Consider the following 17,524-nt stretch of genomic DNA (forward strand, 5'->3'; position numbering starts at 1 on the left):
GCTTCAACGCCCGGCCGCCACAGGCCGCCGGGCGTTGTGCAGGAGGACATGCCGAATGGCGGAAACGCTACTGGAGCTCAGCGGAATCAGCAAGACCTATCCCGGCGTCAGGGCGCTCGACGACGTCAATTTGCGCGTCAATCGCGGCGAGGTGCTGGGCCTGATCGGCGAGAACGGCGCCGGCAAATCGACGCTGATGCGCGTGCTCGCCGGCGTGATTGCGCCGAGCGCCGGCGTGATCCGCATCGACAGCACCGAGCACCCCCGGATGACGGTGACCGAGGCGACGCGATGCGGCATCGCCTTCGTGCACCAGGAGCTGAACCTGTTCGAGAATCTCGATGTCGCCGCCAATGTCTTCATCGGGCGCGAGAAGCTGGCCGGCGGCCCGCTGAAGCTGGTTGACAATGCGCAGATGCATGCCCGCGTGATGCCGCTGCTGGAACGACTGGGCGCCGATTTCACGCCGGGAACGCTGGTCGAGAATTTGTCGATCGCGGAGCGCCAGATGGTGGAGATCGCCAAGGCGCTCTCGATCGACGCCCGCGTCATCATCATGGACGAGCCGACCTCCAGCCTGACGATTTCGGAGACCGAGCGGCTGCTCGAGGTGATCGCCGACCTGAAGGCGCACGGCATCTCGGTGATCTACATCTCTCACCGGCTGGGCGAGATCATGAGCTGCGCCGATCGCGTCGTGGTCTTGCGCGACGGACGCACCGTGGGGGAATTGGCGCGCGACGAGCTCAGCCACGCCGCCATGATCCGGCTGATGATCGGCCGCGACCTGAAGGCGCTGTATACGCCGCCGGCATGCGCGCCGCAGCCCGGCGGCTGCGATATCGCCGGCGTCGTGACCACGGCCTTTCCCGACCGGCCGATCGATCTGTCGGTGCGGCGCGGCGAGATCCTCGGCCTCGCCGGGCTCGTCGGCGCCGGCCGCACCTCCCTTGCTCGTGCGGTGTTCGGCGTTGATCCGCTGCTCGGTGGCGAGATCAGGATCGACAACGCCCCGGTCGGCGTCGCCTCGCCGCGTGATGCGATCAGGCAAGGAATCTACCTGGTGCCGGAGGATCGCAAGAAATCCGGCCTGGTGCTGGAACTGCCGATCAGGGAGAACGTGACGCTCGCGAGCCTGCTGGATCATGCGCGGATGTGGCTGGTCAACGGCGCGGCCGAGCGCAGAATCGCCAAAGACCAGGCCAGGCGGCTGTCCATCAAGGCGCCGAGCATCGACATCGAGGCCGTGACGCTGTCCGGCGGCAACCAGCAAAAGGTGGTGCTGGGCAAGTGGCTCTCCATGCAGCCGCGCGTGATGTTCTTCGACGAGCCGACCCGCGGCATCGATGTCGGCGCCAAGAGCGAGATCTACGCGCTGATGCGCAGCCTCGCCGACCAGGGCGTCGCGATCGTGATGATCTCCTCGGACATGGAGGAAGTGATCGGCGTCTCCGACCGGGTGGCGGTGATGCATGAAGGCAGTGTCAGCGGCGTGCTCGAGCGCGACCAGTTCAGCGAATACAACGTGTTGAGGCTGGCGGTCGGCCAAGCGCTCGAAACCATGGAGACCGCTGCGCCATGATGAAGAAGGAACTCGGCTTGTTCTTGCTGCTGGCGGTGATCTCCGCCATCACGGGCGCGATCAATCCGGCCTTCCTGTCGTTCGTGAACCTGCTGAACATGGCCAATCTGATCGGACTGTTCGGTGTGTTTGCGCTGGGTGAAGGCCTCGTCATCATCACCGGAGGAATCGATCTTTCGCTCGGCTCGATGTTCGCGCTGCTTGGCGTCATCTTTATCGACCTGCTGACGACGTATCAGGTGCCCTGGCCTTTGGCGCTGCTGCTGGTCCTGATGGGCGGGCTTGCGCTGGGCGGCATCCAGGGCTTCCTGATAACGCGTCTGAAAATGCAGCCCTTCATCGTGACGCTGTGCGGGTTGCTGATCTATCGCGGCGCCGCGCGCTACTACACCAGCGATTCGACGCGCGGCTTCGGCTACGGTGACGAGGCAAGCACGCTGAGCGGCATCGCCTCCGGTAATATTGCGGGCATCCCGAACACCTTCATCTTCCTGATCATCCTTGCGCTGATCCTCGGCGTGCTACTGCACCGCTCGGTCTACGGGCGCTGGCTTTATGCCGTGGGCAAGAACGAGGAAGCGGCGCGCTTCTCCGGCATCAACACCAACCTCGTGATCGCCACCGCCTATGTCATCAGCGGCGGGCTCGCCGGCGTCTCGACCGTGATGTTCGTCTTCTACACCAACTCGGTCTCTCCGAGTTCGTTCGGCAACTTCTACGAACTCTATGCGATTGCGGCGGCCGTCCTCGGTGGCTGCAGCCTGCGCGGCGGCGAGGGCTCCATTCTCGGTATCGTGCTGGGGACCGCGTTGCTGCAGGTGCTGCAGAACCTCGTGAACATCCTGGGCATTCCCAATTCGCTGAACTTCGCGGTGATGGGAACCGTGATCCTGATCGGCGTGCTGGCGGATCAGCAATTGCAGGCCCGTCGACGGCGCAAGGCCGCGCTGGCTGGCCTCGCCCGCACGGCGCCAAGATCGAAGGAAGGTACAATTCTGCAAGGCGCAGCTCCGCATCGCGCGACTGCGTTGCCGACGACGGGCGATCAGGCATGACAACTTGAAAAAGGAAGCACCCGGACCGGGAATATGGTCGCGGTGATTTGAGTAGAGGAACGAGGGGAGGAGTTCGATGCGCAAGATCGATCAAGCTCACGGCGCTCGTATCCAAACTGGCGTGGGCTGGCCCAGCTGAGCCGCAGGCAGACCCTCGCCGCCGTCTTGAAGAGCTTTGGCGTGCGCGCGGACTCTATCTCTGGTTGATGAACAGATGTTTTGAAACTACCACGTTTCACGCTGAAGGGCTTTGGGCGGGAACGTGGCACAAAAATAGACAAAGCCGGGGACGCTGGGAGTGCAGAAAATGTCACTTAGGTCTGTAAACACCGCGCGGGCGTGCGGCGTGGGGATCGCGTTGTTATCTCTGTTCAGCGGCGGCGCGCATGCGGCCGATCTCATGACGAAGGCGCCGCCGGTGCCTTACACGGAGACCGATGATTTCTGGACAAGGCCATATCTGTTCGGCGATCTCGGCAGGACGCAGCTAAAGGAGCGAGGTATCTCGCTGGCCCTGACGCTGGGCGACGAAGCCGTAGGCAACTTGTCGGGCGGCAACAGGAACACCGCGACCCAAGCCGGACAGCTGTTCTTTCAAGCCAAGTTCGATATGGCGAAGCTTGCCGGCATCCAGGGCGGCACGGTCGGCCTCACGCTGGTCGACCGCTTCGGCCGCAACCTGAATGACGAGGCGGGAATTCCGGCTCTGCAACTGACCAACGAAGTGTTCGGCCGCGGCAGTATTCTCCGCCTGACAGAACTCTATTATTCGCAGAAGCTGTTCGATGATCGCCTTGAGCTCAAGGGCGGCCGTCTTCCGGTCGGCTCCGACTTCTTCTTTGGTCTCTGCGAGTTCATCAACCTGACCTTCTGCGGCGGCCAGCCGGGCAACATCCAGGGCGGCTACATCTACAACTGGCCGGTGAGCCAATGGGCCGGTGTGGTGCACTACAACTTCGCCAAGGAATGGCAGCTCTCGGTCGGCGTCTACGACGCCAATCCGAACTACCTGACAACATCGGACTCCGCGACTTACTTCTTGCCCGGTGTCCCCGGCTCGAGCCCGGCCTCGGGCGTGCTGGTGCCGGTCGAGGTCGTCTGGGCGCCGAGCGGTCCGTTGAACGGGACCTGGAGATTTGGCGGCTGGTATGACAGCGCATCGACAATTGATGGCGGCCTGCCGGGGATCATTGCGATCTCGCCGGGCACCGGCGGTGTCTCGGACCAGAATCTCGGAGATTCGCGCGGCCGTTATGGCGTCTATGAATCGATCCTGCAGCGGCTGACGGTTGAAGGTCCCAAGGCGCAGGGCTGGTACACCTTCCTCAATACGACCGTCGCCGACCACCGCACGTCGTATCAGGATTATCAGATCGCCTTCGGCTTGAGACACACCGGAACGTTCGCCTCGCGCCCCGAGGACGAAGTCGGCTTTGCGGTCGGCACGACCCATGTCAATACGGCTGCGCTCACGCCCAACGCCGGAGGAAACGAGGTTCCGATCGAAGCCTGGTACGGGTGGCAGGCGACGGGCTGGATGAACCTGAAGTTCGACGCCCAGTATGTGATGCATCCTGGCGGGCGCGGGTACAATGCCGCCGGCGTGAAGACCGACAACGCCTGGATTCTCGGTCTGCGCACGCTGGTGCACTTCTGAGCGGAGGTGGCCAGCATGCCTGAGCGAAGCCAGCCATGATAACCCCTCACGACGCCGGGCTAGCAGTCCTGGAGTTGAAGGGCATCGGCAAGGAGTTCGGCGCCATTCGCGCGTTGCATGGCGTCGACCTCCGCGTGTCGCCCGGCGAGGTGGTCGGCCTGATGGGCGACAACGGCGCCGGCAAGTCGACTCTCGTCAAGATCATTGCCGGCAACTTCCCGCCAAGTCACGGCGAGATCCGCTTTGACGACAAAGCGGATCATTTCGCCCGTCCGATCGATGCCCGGTCTCGACGTTGTGACGAAGGACAACGTCGCGGCGTTGCTGAAATAGACGCGCAGGCAGCCCGAGCGGAACGGCACGGATCCGAACCTGTGGCCGCGGCCGACCGACATCGGTATCCCGCCGAGCTGATCCCGGCGGCCATCTTCAATGGCGCCGCCATCGCATTTGACGAGCGCTAGGGAACAATGTGCGTCCCGGTCTCGCCGGTCAGCGCGGCCATTGCGCAATTGAGATGGCTGATGATCGCTCGCTTTCCACCACCCTCGAGAAAGCGGATGGCGGCATCGACCTTGGGCCCCATGCTTCCCGGCGGAAAATGGCCCTCGCGGTGATAGGCCTTGGTCTGCGCCAGGCTGACCTGATCCAGCTCCCTCTTGTCGGGCTTGCCGAAATTGATCGCGACGCGGGGCACCGCGGTAAGGATCAGCAGCTCCTCGATGCCAAGCACGTTGGCGATATGGGCCGAGGTCAGGTCCTTGTCGATCACTGCCGGCACGCCGGTGCGCACGCCCCGTTCGTCGCGGATCACGGGCATACCGCCGCCGCCACCTGCGATGACGATGGTGCCGCGTTTGACCAATGCGTCGACCAGCGAAATGTCGCAGACATGTTTCGGCTTCGGAGACGGCACGACATGGCGCCAGCCACGTCCGGAGTCCTCGCGCATTTTCCAGTTCAACTCGGCGCTGATGCGCTGGGCTTCCTGCTCGGTGAAAAACGGTCCGACGAACTTGGTCGGATTGGCGAAGGCGGGATCGTTGGCGTCGACCTCGACCTGGGTCAGCAAGCTAGCGACGTGCCGGCCGTTGCCATGCGCGCGCAAGACGTTCTCGATCGCCTGCATCAGAAGATAGCCGATGCCGCCCTGGCTGTGCGCGACGCAGATGTCCATCGACATCGGCGGAATCCGGCTCATCGTCAGCATCTGGCGCATCATGATCTTGCCCACCACCGGTCCGTTGCCGTGGGTGATCACCAGCTCGTTGTCGAGCTCGGCCAGCGGCAGCAGCGCCTCGGCCGTTTGCTGGGCGACGGCCTTCTGCTCGTCCGAGGTGCCGCTGATGTCTTCGGGGTGGACGGCATTGCCGCCGATCGCGATCACGAGACGGCGCGGGACCTCATTGAGTGTTCGCATAGCGCGGCATCCTGACGTCGTTGACGGAAAGAGCGAGAGCGAGATCACAGGCCTGGGCATTCGACGGCGCCACCACGATGCCGGCGTCCTCGAGCAGCCTGATCTGAGCCGAACGCACCTGGCGATCGAGTTCGGTCCCCGTCACCGATGCAACCAGAACCGGCGCGTCATCCGCGCGGCCCGCCATGACGGCCGCAAGATGCGCTGCCGGATTGTCATGTGCGCCGTATCCGATCACGAGATCGAGCAGAATGACGGCGACCGCGGGATCGACCAGCGCCGCCCGCAAGGCATCGTCGCGCACTGAGGGATCGATCATCGGATGCGGCCGGCCCTGGGTATATTCGTCGGCGCCGAGGTCGACGATGCGGTCCCTCCCCTGCGCCTCCGGCTCGCCGAAATGCGGGACGCCGGGAATGGCGGCATTCGATGCCACCTTGCGGCCGCCCGCGGCAAGGATCACCTGCGCCTCGGCACAGAGCGTGCCGCCGGCGAACAGGCCCTCGATGCGCTGCGCCGCCTTGCGTCGCTGCGGCAAACGCGCAGCCACGGCGGCAGCGTCGAACTTGCCGCCAATGCTCCGGCCGTTGCCGAGGGTTTTCTCGGCCGCTTCCCTCAACGTACCGGCAAAGCGTGCATTTGGCGGCAGATCCGCCGAGGCGGCGCCGATGAAGCACACCGTGTAGGGCTTCGAGCTGTTTCCGATCCGGCCGAGCACGGCCCTGGCGACGTCCGGGTGCGGCGGCTTGGAAATGAGCACGACGCGATCGGTCTCGGGATCGGCATCAAGGGCGTCGATCGCCATCAATGTCGTGATGCCGCCGATCTCCTTCTTCAAATCCCGTCCGCCGACGCCGATGGCGTGGGAAATGCCTTCGCCCGCCTCGGACAGCAGGCACGACACCTCCTGCGTCCCGGTCCCGGATGCGCCGATGATCCCGATCCTGCCGCGCTTCAGCCGGTTGGCGAAGGCGAGCGGCGCGCCGCCGATGACCGCCGTGCCGCAGTCCGGTCCCATCATCAAGAGGCCCGCTTCGCGCGCCTGCTGCTTCAGCGACAATTCATCCGCGATCGAGACATTGTCGCTGAACATCAGGACATGAAGTCCGCGGTTCAGCGCCTTGCGCGCTTCCGCCGCGGCGAACTCGCCGGGAACGGAGATCAGGGCGAGGTTGCCGGCGGGTGCCGCCTTGACGGCCGCGGCAATGCTGCGCGGCCGCCACGCCGCTTCGCCGCTGCTGCTCCTCTTGGGGCGGTCAAGCGCCTTTTGCGCTTCGGCAAGCGCAGCGCGTGCCGCCGCTTCGCTGTCGGCCTTGATCGCGAGGATCAGATCATTGCCCTGCGCGATCACCTCGCCATCGAGCAATCCGGCGTTGCGCAAGATCGCCTGGTTGGACGGCGTGCCCATCATCAGCGCGGCTTCGACGACGCCCGCCGCCGACGCGACCTCGCGCGACAACCGCATCAACGCCACCGAGTCGAGATAGAAGCCCTTGCGAATTTCGTTCAGGACATACGCGCTCATGACACCCCCAGATCTTCCGCAATGGCGAGGACGGCCTGCCGGAAGCAGGCCATCGGCGCCCGCACCACGCCGGCGCCGACCTGGCCGATGCCGGGCTCGCGATGCGCGATGCCGGTGTTGATGACCGGTGCGAGGCCGGTCTCCACCACCAGGCGAACGTCGATGCCGGTCGGCACGCCGGCAAAATCGAGCGCGGGGATCGTCCATTCCGGATTCTGCCCGACAGTGATTTCGCTCATTGCCCGCGTGAAATTGCCGGCCGACGACGGCGCCCCGGCGCCGATGAAGCCGGCAACCGCCGGAGCTGCCGCCATCGCGAAGCCACCAAGCCCGACCGTCTCGACGATCGCGGAGTCGCCCATGTCGGGATTGGCATCCTTGCGCGAATAGCCCGGGAAATAGAGCCCTTCCGGCATCTCCACCGGCGCCGTGAACCAGCGATCGCCCAATCCGCTGACGCGGACCCCGAAATCGGTTCCGTTGCGGCACATCGCGGTCACCACGGTCGAACCGCGAATGCCGTTGGCGGGATCGGTCAGCGCCTTGCCCATCGCCATCGCGATGTTGAGAAAGAACTGATCGTTCTGCGCGATGAAGCCAATGCAGCTTGCGAGCACTTCGTTGTCGTTCGAGGTGCGCGCCAGCGCCGACCCGATCTCGCGCAGGAACACGCTGGAGCAGGCCAGATTGCGCTGGTGCATTTCATCGCCCATCGAGAGCCCGCGCGCGATGATCGCCTTCAGGTCGATCCCGCCATGCGCGCGGATCGCCCTGGCCAGCACCGGCCCGAATACGTCACGCAGCCAGCCGAGGCGCGCCAGCACGCTATCGTCATTGCCGCCGAAGCGCATGACCTTGCCGAGGCCCTCGTTGATGGCGCAGTAGGCGCGGTTGCCGTATTTGGCGTTTTCGACGACGAACACCTGCATGGAGACCGTGGTCATGCCGGTCATCGGACCGACCGCGCCGAAATGATGGTTGGGGTGGAATGCGACGCCGCCGCCGGCCGCGAGTTCGAAGGCGGCTTCTAGGTCCGGAGCCCAGCCTTCGAACACGATGGCGCCTGCCACCGCGCCACGCATCGGACCGCACATTCGGTCCCACGTGATCGGCGGCCCGGCATGAAGGATCATGCGTTCCTTCAACCCTTCCAGCACATCGCGCGCCGGAACGATATCGACCAGCCTGGGCTCACCCTCGAGGATGCGTGCCAGCGCCTGCTTGTTGGCGTCTTCGATCAGCTTCATGGCCGCTCTCTCACGTACCGAGCTTGGCGAGCAGTGCTGCCATTTCGGGATCGCCATCGGCGGGCGGCGTCCAATCGACCTGCACGACCTCGATATCGCAATCCTGCAAGTCCTTCACAAAGCCTGCCAGCCCGACGTTCACCACGCTCGGCTTGCTCATCAACAGACGCCCGCTCGGCGTATCTTCCTGCTTGGTCACCACTCGCGGCCTCCCGAGATCCGATGCATCGATTTTAGTAAGAAAGTTTTTACTTTGTCAAACACACGCAACCTTTCGTCCGAATTCCCGTTGCGTCGCATGATCGTTTAGGCCCCTGCGATTGATCGCGTCGGCGGGCCGTTGCCGGCGAGGCCGGCATGATGCAGCGCGCTGTCGTTGAGCAGCCGGCACTCGATCGCGCGCAACACCATCAGCGCACCTGCAAACGCATCCAGTCCAGAGCTTTGCCCGATCCGCGACAGCGACGCGACCGCGGACTTGATACGATCCACCCGTCCGCCAATCGTCGCGTCGATGGCTTCATGCAGCGCCGCCGCCGCGAAGCCGAGCACGGCACTGTGCAGGTGGGCAGCACTGATCTCATTGGTCCGGCCGAGATGCGCGCGACAGGTCTTCCACAGCGCATCGCGCGTCGCGAGACGGCCGAGGGCGGCGAGCGCGACCAGCGCGCCGCCGATCAAGTCGTCGCCAGATGGCGTGAGCCCGGGACCAAGGCCGATCAATTCGACGATCTCCGGGTAGTCACGCGGTACACATCGCTCTCCGCGAAGCCCGGCCTCGATCAATCGCCTAAGCGCGGCGAGCCCCGGCGCCGCGGCAGCGAGCACGCGAGACGGCCTTGCAGGCGGTTGCACGCCACCCGACGCGGCGAGCCCCTGCTCGACCGGCAAGCGACGCCATACCTGATCGACCATCGCAAGCCCTGCCCGCAAACTGTCGAGCGTCCATTCCGGCGACGGCGGCGGCGCCCATACGGAAGCCGTCTCGAAACCGGCAAACCGCATACCGTCGACGAGCAGCATCGTGTCGACGATCGCAACCTCTTGTCCGGGAATGAGCAGCCGTGGTTCGATCCCGGTGCACAGAAGATGCAGCGGGCCGGAGCCGAGGTCTGTGACACCGATGCAGATCCAGCGATCGTCGAGCACCGCATAAAGGCTGCGCTCGAACACCGCCGCAATGCGGCCGCGCCGTCCGCTGCGCAGCGCGCGGCGCGCCAGCACGCCGACCTCAATCACGGCACCGCCGTCGTATCGTTCAGACACGGGCGCGCCGGGCAGGTCACGAACCGTATTGCCTGGCCGCATCACACCGATCTCCCGCTGCGCAACCATGGCGTCAGGACGCGAGCACTGCGGTTCGCGGCATACTACTCCCGTGGGCCTCTCCGCCGAGATAGGCGGCTTCAAGCGAGGGATCTTCCGCGATGATTTCGGCGGCGCCGCTCTTCAAGATGGCGCCGGTCTCGAGCAGATAGGCCCTGTCGGCAAGCGCAAGGGCTTGCCCGGCCATCTGGTCGACCACGATCAAGGTCATCCCCTCGACGCGAAGCTGCTCGAACGAAGCGAACAACTCGTCGACGACAAGGGGCGCCAGTCCAAGCGACGGCTCGTCAAGCATGAAGACCTTGGGAGCGGTCAGGAGCCCACGCGCGACCGCGAGCATCTGCTGCTCGCCGCCCGACAAAAGGCCCGCGCGATGGTTGATGCGCTCCTTCAGGCGCGGAAAGCGGGCAAACATCGCGTCGATCTCCGCGTCGAGATCGAGGCCCTTGCGTGCGAAAGCGCCGAGCTGCAAGTTCTGCCGCACCGTCAGCTCGGGAAACACCTGCCGTCCTTCGGGCACCAGCACGATGCCTGCCCTGGCGCGGATATGCGCCGGCATCTTGTCGACGCGGGCGCCGGACAGCCGAATCTCTCCGACCGACCGCGGTGGTTCGAGGCCGGCAATCGAGCGCATCAGGGTGGTTTTCCCTGCTCCGTTGGCACCGAGTACGGCGATGGCCTCGCCGGGGGCGACGGCAAGGTCGACCCCACCGAGCGCCCGCGACAGGCCATAGAAGGCATCGAGCGTGCGGACTTCGAGCGCCGTGCCTTGTTTCGCCGGGCGCGGCGCGCGGCGCCGCTCACCCGACGGCGCGTCGCCGAGATAGGCCTTGCGGACCAGCGGATCGTTACGGATCGCCGCCGCATCGCCGATCGCGATGCGCTTGCCGCCATCGAGAACGACGATGAGGTCGCTCAGCGACATGATCATCGGCATGTCGTGCTCGACAATGATGACCGCGATCCCGGTCTCCGCGATGCGACGGAGCAGGACCGTCAGCCGCTGCTTGTCACCCTTCGAAAGACCCGCGGCCGGCTCGTCGAGCAGCAGGATCTTCGGGCGCAGCGCGAGCGCCCTCGCGATCTCGACCAGTCGCTTTTCGCCATGGGGCAGCGAGTCCGCGCGTCTGCTCAAATCGCCGTCGACACCGGCAAAGCGCAACAGCGACCGTGCAAGGCGCTCCTGCGCGTCATTGTGCAGCGCCGACACGATGTTGCCGAGCTTGCCCGCCGTCGCCGCCAGCAGGACGTTCTCGATGATCGAGAGCGAGCCGAATAGCTGCGTCGTCTGGAACGTTCGTGCCACTCCGACACGCGCAAGCCGGTGCGACGGCAAACCGGTGACGTCGCGGTCGCCAAGCTTCACGGTGCCGGATTTCGGACGGTAGAAGCCGCAAAGCAGATTCAGCGCGCTGGTTTTGCCCGCACCATTGGGGCCGATGACGCTGGTCACCGTGCCGGGTTCGGCGGTAAACGAGACGTCCTGCACGGCGCGGACACCGCCGAACGAGATCGAGAGATTTGTGACGTCAAGACGCGACGCGCTGCTGGTCCCGATGCCGAGGTCGGCGACCGGCTGGACGCCCATTGCGCCCGTATCGGCCTTCGATCCCGTCGGCAGGAACCTTGCCGCAAATTGCTCGATCAGCCCCATGATGCCAGAGGGCGCGAGCCGCAGCACGGCGAAAAGCAGCACGCCGAAGGCAAGCAGACGATACTCCGCGAGGTCAGACAGCATTTCCGGCAGCAGCACGACGAGCGCCGCCCCGATCACCGGCCCCAGCGCCGAGCCGGCGCCGCCGACCATGACGCCGAACAGCAGCAGGATCGATTGCAGAAAGGGGAACGAACTCGGACTGATATAGCCCTGGAGGGGCGCAAACAGCGCCCCCGCCAACGCCATCGCTGCGGCCGAGATGATGAACGCCACGGTGCGGACCCGCACGAGATCAATGCCGATCGAGCGCGTCGCAACCTCGGTGTCGCGGGCGGCACGCATGGCGTAGCCCCAGCCGCTCCGCTTCAAGCGCTCGAACAGGATGAGGCCGGCGAACACCAGCACGATGCCAGCGATCGCCAAATGCCGCTCCGACAGCGGAAAGCCGAACACTTCCGGCGGCGCGGTCAAAATCAGGCCGTTGCCGCCGCCCGTGAGGTCGCGCCACTCGATCGTGCCGTGCTCGACGATGAAGCCGAAGGCGATCGTCACCATCGCGAGATATGGACCTCGCACGCGCAAGGCCGGCATGGCGAGCAGACCACCGACGACGCTGACGAGGGCAATCGCGGCAGCCGTCGCCGCCAGATAGGGCCACCCCGCCTTCTCCATCAGGAGCACGGTCGTATAGGCCCCGATCGCCATGAAGCCGATGTGGCCCAGCGAGATCTGCCCCGCCAAACCGAGCAGCACGTTGAGGCCGATACAGGCGATCGCCGTCAGCGAGATGGTCGCGACCAGGAACACGCCGTAGCTGTCGGCAACGGCGGCATAGAGGATAGCGGCCGTGAGTACCGCGACGGCGGCGAGAATAGAGACGCGAGAGGTCATACCTTTTTCACTCCGGCTCGGCCGAGCAGCCCGTGGGGGAGGACGACAAGGATCGCGATCACCGAGGCGAATGTGATGATCTGGGTGTAGACCGATCCCAGGTAATTGGTCGCGAACACCTCGATCAGGCCGAGACAGAGCCCGGCCAGCATCACGCCCCAGGCGCTGCCGAGGCCGCCGATGATCGCCGCCGCGAAGGCCTTGATGCCGAACAGCGTGCCCATTTCGGAGGACACGTTGAACAGGGGCGCGATCAGCAGCGCCGCAACCCCGGCCAGCATCGCCGAGACCGCGTAGCTTGCCGCGATGGCGCCGCTGACGTTGATGCCCATCAGCCGGGCGGCGTTCGGGTTCTGGACCACCGCGAGCATGGCGACGCCGTGACGCGTCCGGCGACTGAGCAGATGAAGTGCCAGCGCGAGCAGCAATCCGACCACGGGAATCAGGAGTTGCAACGGATAGACCCCCGCGCCCTCGACGATCTGGATCGGCTTGGCCGCCAGGACGGACGGAAAGCTGCGCGGCTCCTTGCCGAAGACGAACATCATCAGGTTGTCGACGATGATGCCGACCGCAACGGTTGCCATCAGCCAGTTGTCGGAGCCGCGCTGCACGAACGGCCGGACGGCAAAGCGCTCAATCAGCAGGCCATAGAGCGCGCAGACGAGCAGAACGGCGGGAATGCCGGCCGCGGCCGGCCATCCCCACAGCACGAGGAAGAAGTATCCGGCAACGGCTCCCAGGGTCATCGAGCTGCCCTGGGAGAAATTGACCGTGCCGGAGACGGCGTAGGTGACGTGGAAGCCAAGCGCAAGCAGCCCGTACATGCTCCCGAGCGCCAGTCCTGTTATCACCGCTGGAAGAAATGACATCGATGACTACCCTGCTTGTTTGTCGGACGATCTCGCGCGGTCAGTTCCGCGCGAACGGCATGATGTGGTTGTCCTCGAACCGCGCCCAGATGTAGTCCCCCGCCGTCAGCGCATCGTGCTTGTCCTGCGCGAACGGCTTCTCATAGGTCTTGATCAAGCCGTCCACGCGGTCGATGGCGTAGAAACCGTCACGGACGGCGGTCGGTTCGGTGCCACCGGCCTTTTCGATTGCTCGCGCAATGACCAGGATGGAATCGTAGGCGTTGGCGACGCCAACTGCCGGCGTCACGTCCGCGGGACCCTTGATGTCTGAATACTTCGCCTGCAGGGCCGACATCACCCGCTTGCCGACCGGCGACAGGTTCCCGAAGAAGCTGTAGGTCTGGACGAAAATCACGTTCTCCGCGCTCGGCCCGGCGAGCTCGGTGAAGCGGCCGCCGGCCGGCCCCCAATGCGAAACGATCGGTGGCGCCCAGCCCATGCGGTCGAGCGATTTCACCACCTGGGAGGACGGTCCGACATTGCCGACCAGGTAGAGCGTATCGGCGCCCGCCTGCTTCAGCCGCGACAGCTGGGAAACGACATCGACGTCGTTGCCTTCGAACTTCTCGACGCCGGCAGGCTCAATTCCTGCGGCCTTCAACGCCGCCTTCAGGCCATGCTCGTTCGACTCGCCCCAGGGATTGTTGACCAGGATGAGCCCGGGCTTTTTCGCATTGTAGGTCTTGCGCGAGAACTGGACGATCGCCTTGTCGACCTCATCGTCCATGGCCGAGACGCGGAACACGTAGTTGGACGGCGCGCCGTTCCGCGTGATGTTGGTCCCGGCGGCCCACGGCACGACGAACGGCACCTTGACGTTGTTGACGAACGGCACGATGGCAAGCTCGACCGGCGTGTCGAGGCCGCCGACCAGAACCGCGACCTTCTCGCGCTGAATCAACTCGCGCGCGGCGATCAGCCCTTTCGCCGGATTGCTCTCGTCGTCGCGGCGGACGAGCTCGAGCGGACGTCCAAGCACGCCGCCCTTCGCATTGATTTCCTCGATGGCGATCGTCGCTCCGCGGGTCAGCGCCTCGCCGGCGCGCGCCGACTGCCCCGACAGGGCGGTCACCAGGCCGATCTTGATCGGTTCGGCCGCGCGCGTGCCAGACGTGAACGGCAACGCGGCCAGCAGGATCGTCGCTGCGGCGTGCCAAACCGGCCAACGACGCGCAGGTCCGGACGAAACTATGCTCCTGAAGTTCATCTTCGGTGTTCCTCCGCTAATGGCGGCCTCGGTATCGAAGCCGCCAGTTCCTCCGCTGCCGCTTATGCGCGGGCTTGACGGAAGTAAAAACTTTCTTCAAAAATATTCCGATGTCAAGCGAGCGATCAGCCGCGCGGAGAAAATTCCGATGGACCCAAGGAATGTCGAGGCCCGCGACGTGTTTATCTCGATCGCGGAAGATGGCGACCGCCTGTCGCGCGGGGAAGCGGTGCTGCGCTCGGATTCTGTCGGACCGACCCTCGCCGCTCACGGACGCTATCGCTACAGCGCGATCGGACAACGCCCGGATTTCAATTGGCCGCAAGGGCGGCGGCTTGCCGTCTATGTCGGTCTCAACCTCGAGCATTTCGCGTTCGGCGACGGGCTCGGTGCCGAGCTCTGCCCCGGCGGTCCGCATCCGGACGTCCTCAACTACGCCTGGCGCGACTATGGCAACCGTGTCGGCGTGTGGCGCCTGATCGAGCTGTTCGACGAGCTGGAGCTGCCGCTGTCGGTGCTCGCAAACAGCGGCATCTATTACTACTGCCCTGAAGTCATGGAGGCATTTCGCGCCCGCGGCGACGAAATTGTCGGTCACGGCCGCACCAATTCCGAGCGCCAGGGTGTGCTTGCGCCCGACCAGGAGCGTCAATTGATTGCGGAGGCGACCGATGTCATCGCGCGCGCCGAAGGACGGCCGCCGCGCGGCTGGCTAGGACCCTGGATTTCGCAATCACAGGTCACACCCGACCTGCTGGCCGAAGCAGGCTACGAGTACCTGCTCGACTGGTGCATGGACGATCAGCCGGTGTGGTTCTCGACGCGGAACGGCGGCCGCATCCTTTCAGTGCCCTATCCGCAGGAGTTGAACGATATCCCCTCGATCGTCGGTCGCAAGGACTCCGGCGAGCAGTTCGCCACCATGATCACCGACACGTTCGAGGAGATGCTGGCACAATCGAAGAGGCAGTCGCTCGTCATGGGGATTGCGTTGCACCCCTATCTGGTCGGCCAGCCGCACCGCCTGCGTCCGCTGCGCCGCGCCCTGCAGACAATCCTGGCGCGGCGTGACGAGATCTGGATCACCACTGCTGGAGGCATAGCCGCGTTCTCGCGCGCGCTACCCGACGGCATCGTCCCAACATGACAAATCGGGACCCGATTGCCTCGCCGTTGCAACGAACCGGAGACGACCAGTGAGCACTGCCGACACGCTGTTTCGAAACGCCCGACTGGTCGATGGGCGCACCGTCGATATCGCCGTGCGCGATGGCCGCATCACCTCGATCGCGTCGCACTCGCAATCGCCGGTCGCGGCCGGCGAAACCCTTGATCTGGCCGGACGCCTGGTGTTGCCGGGGCTGGTCGATGGTCATATCCACCTCGACAAGGGCTTCGTCGGCGACGATTGGAAGTCCCACCGCCGCTGCACCGCCGGTTTCAGCGTGCGCGAGCGCGTCAAGTTCGAAAAGGAGGCGCTTGCCGGCGCCAGGCCGATTGCGGTGCGGGCGGCGGCGCTGATCGACCTCTGCGTCGCGCACGGCACGACCCAGATGCGCAGCCACGTCGATATCGACCTTCAGGTCGGGTTGCGCAATCTCGAACAGGTCATGGCGGCGCGCGACGCGCACCGCGACAAGGTGTCGGTCCAGATCGTCGCCTTTCCGCAAAGCGGCATCGTGACGTCGCCGGGCGTGGCCGGACTGCTCGACGAGGCGGTTCGCGCCGGCGCGGACCTGGTCGGCGGCCTCGATCCGGCGGGTTACGATGCCGATATCGACGGGCATCTCGACGTCATCTTCGGCATTGCCGACCGGCGCGGGGGCGGCATCGACATTCACCTGCATGACGGCGGCTTGCTCGGTATCTTCGAGATCGAAAACATTGCACGCCGGACGAAGGCGCTCGGGCTCAGCGGCAAGGTCACGATCAGCCATGCCTATGCGCTCGGCGAGGTGCCGCGTGACGTCGTTCAGCGCACCGCGCAGCTGCTCGCCGAGGCCGGGGTCGCGATTTTGACCAACGCGCCCGGAGCGCATGCGTTTCCGCCGGTGCTGCTGCTGCGCGATGCCGGCGTCAATGTGTTCGCCGGCAATGACAACATCCGCGATTCCTGGTGGCCCTATGGCGACGGCGACCTCCTGGAGCGCGCCATGATCGTCGGCTACCGCTCCGGCTTCAACACGGATGCCGACCTGGCGGCCGCCTTCAACATGGTAACCACCAACGCCGCGCAGGCCCTCGGCCTTCCGGACTATGGGGTGGCCAAGGGTGCGGCGGCGGACTTCGTCGTGCTCGACGCGCAGCACGTGCAAGAGGCCGTCGTGGCCCGGCCCAGGCCGCGCGACGTCTACAAGAATGGCCGCCTTGTCGCGCATGGCGGCACGATCGTGACGGCGGCGCGTTGATGTGGATGTGGAGACCGGAACATCGGGAAGGTTACCCCTTGACGAGCCACCGCAATAGCGATCTCAATCCCGCGAGCCGGCGCGGCAGGGCCCCGCATCCCGTTGAACATGATGGGCGGGGACATATTGTCCGCGCTGGGCTCGTACAACCTGAGAAAAGCTTGTCCCGTGACTGAAACGACAGCATCGACCAATCCGGCCCGCAGCGCCACGCGCGGCAGACGGGCCCGCGATTCCGCGTTGACGAAGGAAGCGATCTTGCACGCGGCGACGTTCGAGTTCTGCCGCAACGGCATTGGCGGAGCACGGGTTGAAGCCATCGCAAAGCGCGCCAAAGCCAACATGCGGTTGCTGTACGCCTATTTCGGCGACAAGAACGGCCTTTATCTCGCCGTGCTCGAGCATGTCTACACCGAGATCCGCGCGGCCGAACAGCAACTCAAGCTCGACGACCTCGATCCGATCGCGGCCATGCGCGAGCTGATCAACTTCACGTTCAGCTTTTTCGGTGCGCACCAGAACTATATTGCCCTGATCAACAATGAGAACCTGCAGCGCGGGCGCAACCTGCGCAAATCGCGCAAGATCGCCGACCTCACGCTGCCCTTGGTCGCGAGCATCGAAAACATCCTGCG

General features: G+C 65.1%; 14 protein-coding genes and 1 pseudogene. 7 read left to right on the forward strand and 8 right to left on the reverse strand.

Going from position 1 to position 17,524, the window contains the following annotated elements; genetic code table 11:
- The first annotated feature begins 55 nt into the window (after positions 1–55).
- From IF803_RS21555 to IF803_RS21570, 4 genes and pseudogenes are all read left to right on the forward strand, one after another.
- Positions 56–1,582 (forward strand): sugar ABC transporter ATP-binding protein, encoded by a 1,527-nt coding sequence (locus IF803_RS21555; protein ID WP_028338434.1) that lies wholly within the window; start codon positions 56–58, stop codon positions 1,580–1,582.
- Complete coding sequence (locus tag IF803_RS21560; RefSeq protein ID WP_028338433.1) at positions 1,579–2,637, forward strand: ABC transporter permease; 1,059 nt, start codon at positions 1,579–1,581, stop codon at positions 2,635–2,637. Before IF803_RS21555 ends, IF803_RS21560 begins: the two co-directional genes overlap by 4 nt.
- Before the next feature lie 307 nt (positions 2,638–2,944).
- The gene (locus IF803_RS21565) at positions 2,945–4,294 is read left to right on the forward strand and encodes a carbohydrate porin (RefSeq protein ID WP_461193390.1); all 1,350 of its coding nucleotides are present in this window, start codon (positions 2,945–2,947) and stop codon (positions 4,292–4,294) included.
- Positions 4,295–4,329: 35 nt separating this feature from the next.
- Positions 4,330–4,584: pseudogene (locus tag IF803_RS21570) on the forward strand (ATP-binding cassette domain-containing protein); the annotation flags it as partial.
- Positions 4,585–4,754: 170 nt separating this feature from the next.
- Here IF803_RS21570 and arcC read toward each other — a convergent pair.
- From arcC to IF803_RS21610, 8 genes are all read right to left on the reverse strand, one after another.
- The gene (gene arcC, locus IF803_RS21575; RefSeq protein ID WP_461193391.1) at positions 4,755–5,714 is read right to left on the reverse strand and encodes a carbamate kinase; all 960 of its coding nucleotides are present in this window, start codon (positions 5,712–5,714) and stop codon (positions 4,755–4,757) included.
- Positions 5,698–7,239 carry an acyl-CoA synthetase FdrA gene (gene fdrA, locus IF803_RS21580; RefSeq protein ID WP_461193392.1) on the reverse strand — a complete coding sequence of 514 codons (1,542 nt, stop codon included), beginning with the start codon at positions 7,237–7,239 and terminating at the stop codon, positions 5,698–5,700. The genes arcC and fdrA overlap by 17 nt, the downstream gene beginning before the upstream one ends.
- A complete protein-coding gene (locus tag IF803_RS21585; protein ID WP_461193393.1) occupies positions 7,236–8,486 on the reverse strand; it encodes a YlbE family protein in 1,251 nt (416 codons plus the stop codon). The genes fdrA and IF803_RS21585 overlap by 4 nt, the downstream gene beginning before the upstream one ends.
- A gap of 10 nt (positions 8,487–8,496) precedes the next feature.
- On the reverse strand, positions 8,497–8,688 hold the full coding sequence (locus IF803_RS21590) for a hypothetical protein (protein ID WP_028338428.1): 192 nt from the start codon (positions 8,686–8,688) through the stop codon (positions 8,497–8,499).
- Positions 8,689–8,792: 104 nt separating this feature from the next.
- A complete protein-coding gene (locus IF803_RS21595) occupies positions 8,793–9,794 on the reverse strand; it encodes an oxamate carbamoyltransferase subunit AllH family protein (protein ID WP_461193394.1) in 1,002 nt (333 codons plus the stop codon).
- A 31-nt stretch (positions 9,795–9,825) separates the two neighbouring features.
- The gene (locus IF803_RS21600) at positions 9,826–12,360 is read right to left on the reverse strand and encodes a branched-chain amino acid ABC transporter ATP-binding protein/permease (RefSeq protein ID WP_461193395.1); all 2,535 of its coding nucleotides are present in this window, start codon (positions 12,358–12,360) and stop codon (positions 9,826–9,828) included.
- Positions 12,357–13,232, reverse strand: a complete 876-nt coding sequence (locus tag IF803_RS21605; protein WP_461193396.1) for a branched-chain amino acid ABC transporter permease — start codon at positions 13,230–13,232, stop codon at positions 12,357–12,359. The genes IF803_RS21600 and IF803_RS21605 overlap by 4 nt, the downstream gene beginning before the upstream one ends.
- A gap of 40 nt (positions 13,233–13,272) precedes the next feature.
- Positions 13,273–14,397, reverse strand: a complete 1,125-nt coding sequence (locus IF803_RS21610) for an ABC transporter substrate-binding protein (protein WP_212055535.1) — start codon at positions 14,395–14,397, stop codon at positions 13,273–13,275.
- A gap of 103 nt (positions 14,398–14,500) precedes the next feature.
- Here IF803_RS21610 and IF803_RS21615 point away from each other — a divergent pair, with 103 nt between their 5' ends.
- The 3 genes from IF803_RS21615 to IF803_RS21625 form a co-directional block, all read left to right on the forward strand.
- Positions 14,501–15,628: a polysaccharide deacetylase family protein gene (locus tag IF803_RS21615; protein WP_461193403.1), complete on the forward strand. Its 1,128-nt coding sequence runs from the start codon at positions 14,501–14,503 to the stop codon at positions 15,626–15,628.
- Between the two features lie 49 nt (positions 15,629–15,677).
- Positions 15,678–16,889: an amidohydrolase family protein gene (locus IF803_RS21620; RefSeq protein WP_461193397.1), complete on the forward strand. Its 1,212-nt coding sequence runs from the start codon at positions 15,678–15,680 to the stop codon at positions 16,887–16,889.
- Positions 16,890–17,015: 126 nt separating this feature from the next.
- Positions 17,016–17,524: TetR family transcriptional regulator (locus IF803_RS21625; RefSeq protein WP_461193398.1), on the forward strand; the 509-nt coding region annotated here is incomplete at its 3' end.

It is taken from the genome of Bradyrhizobium sp. UFLA06-06 (genome assembly GCF_054820065.1).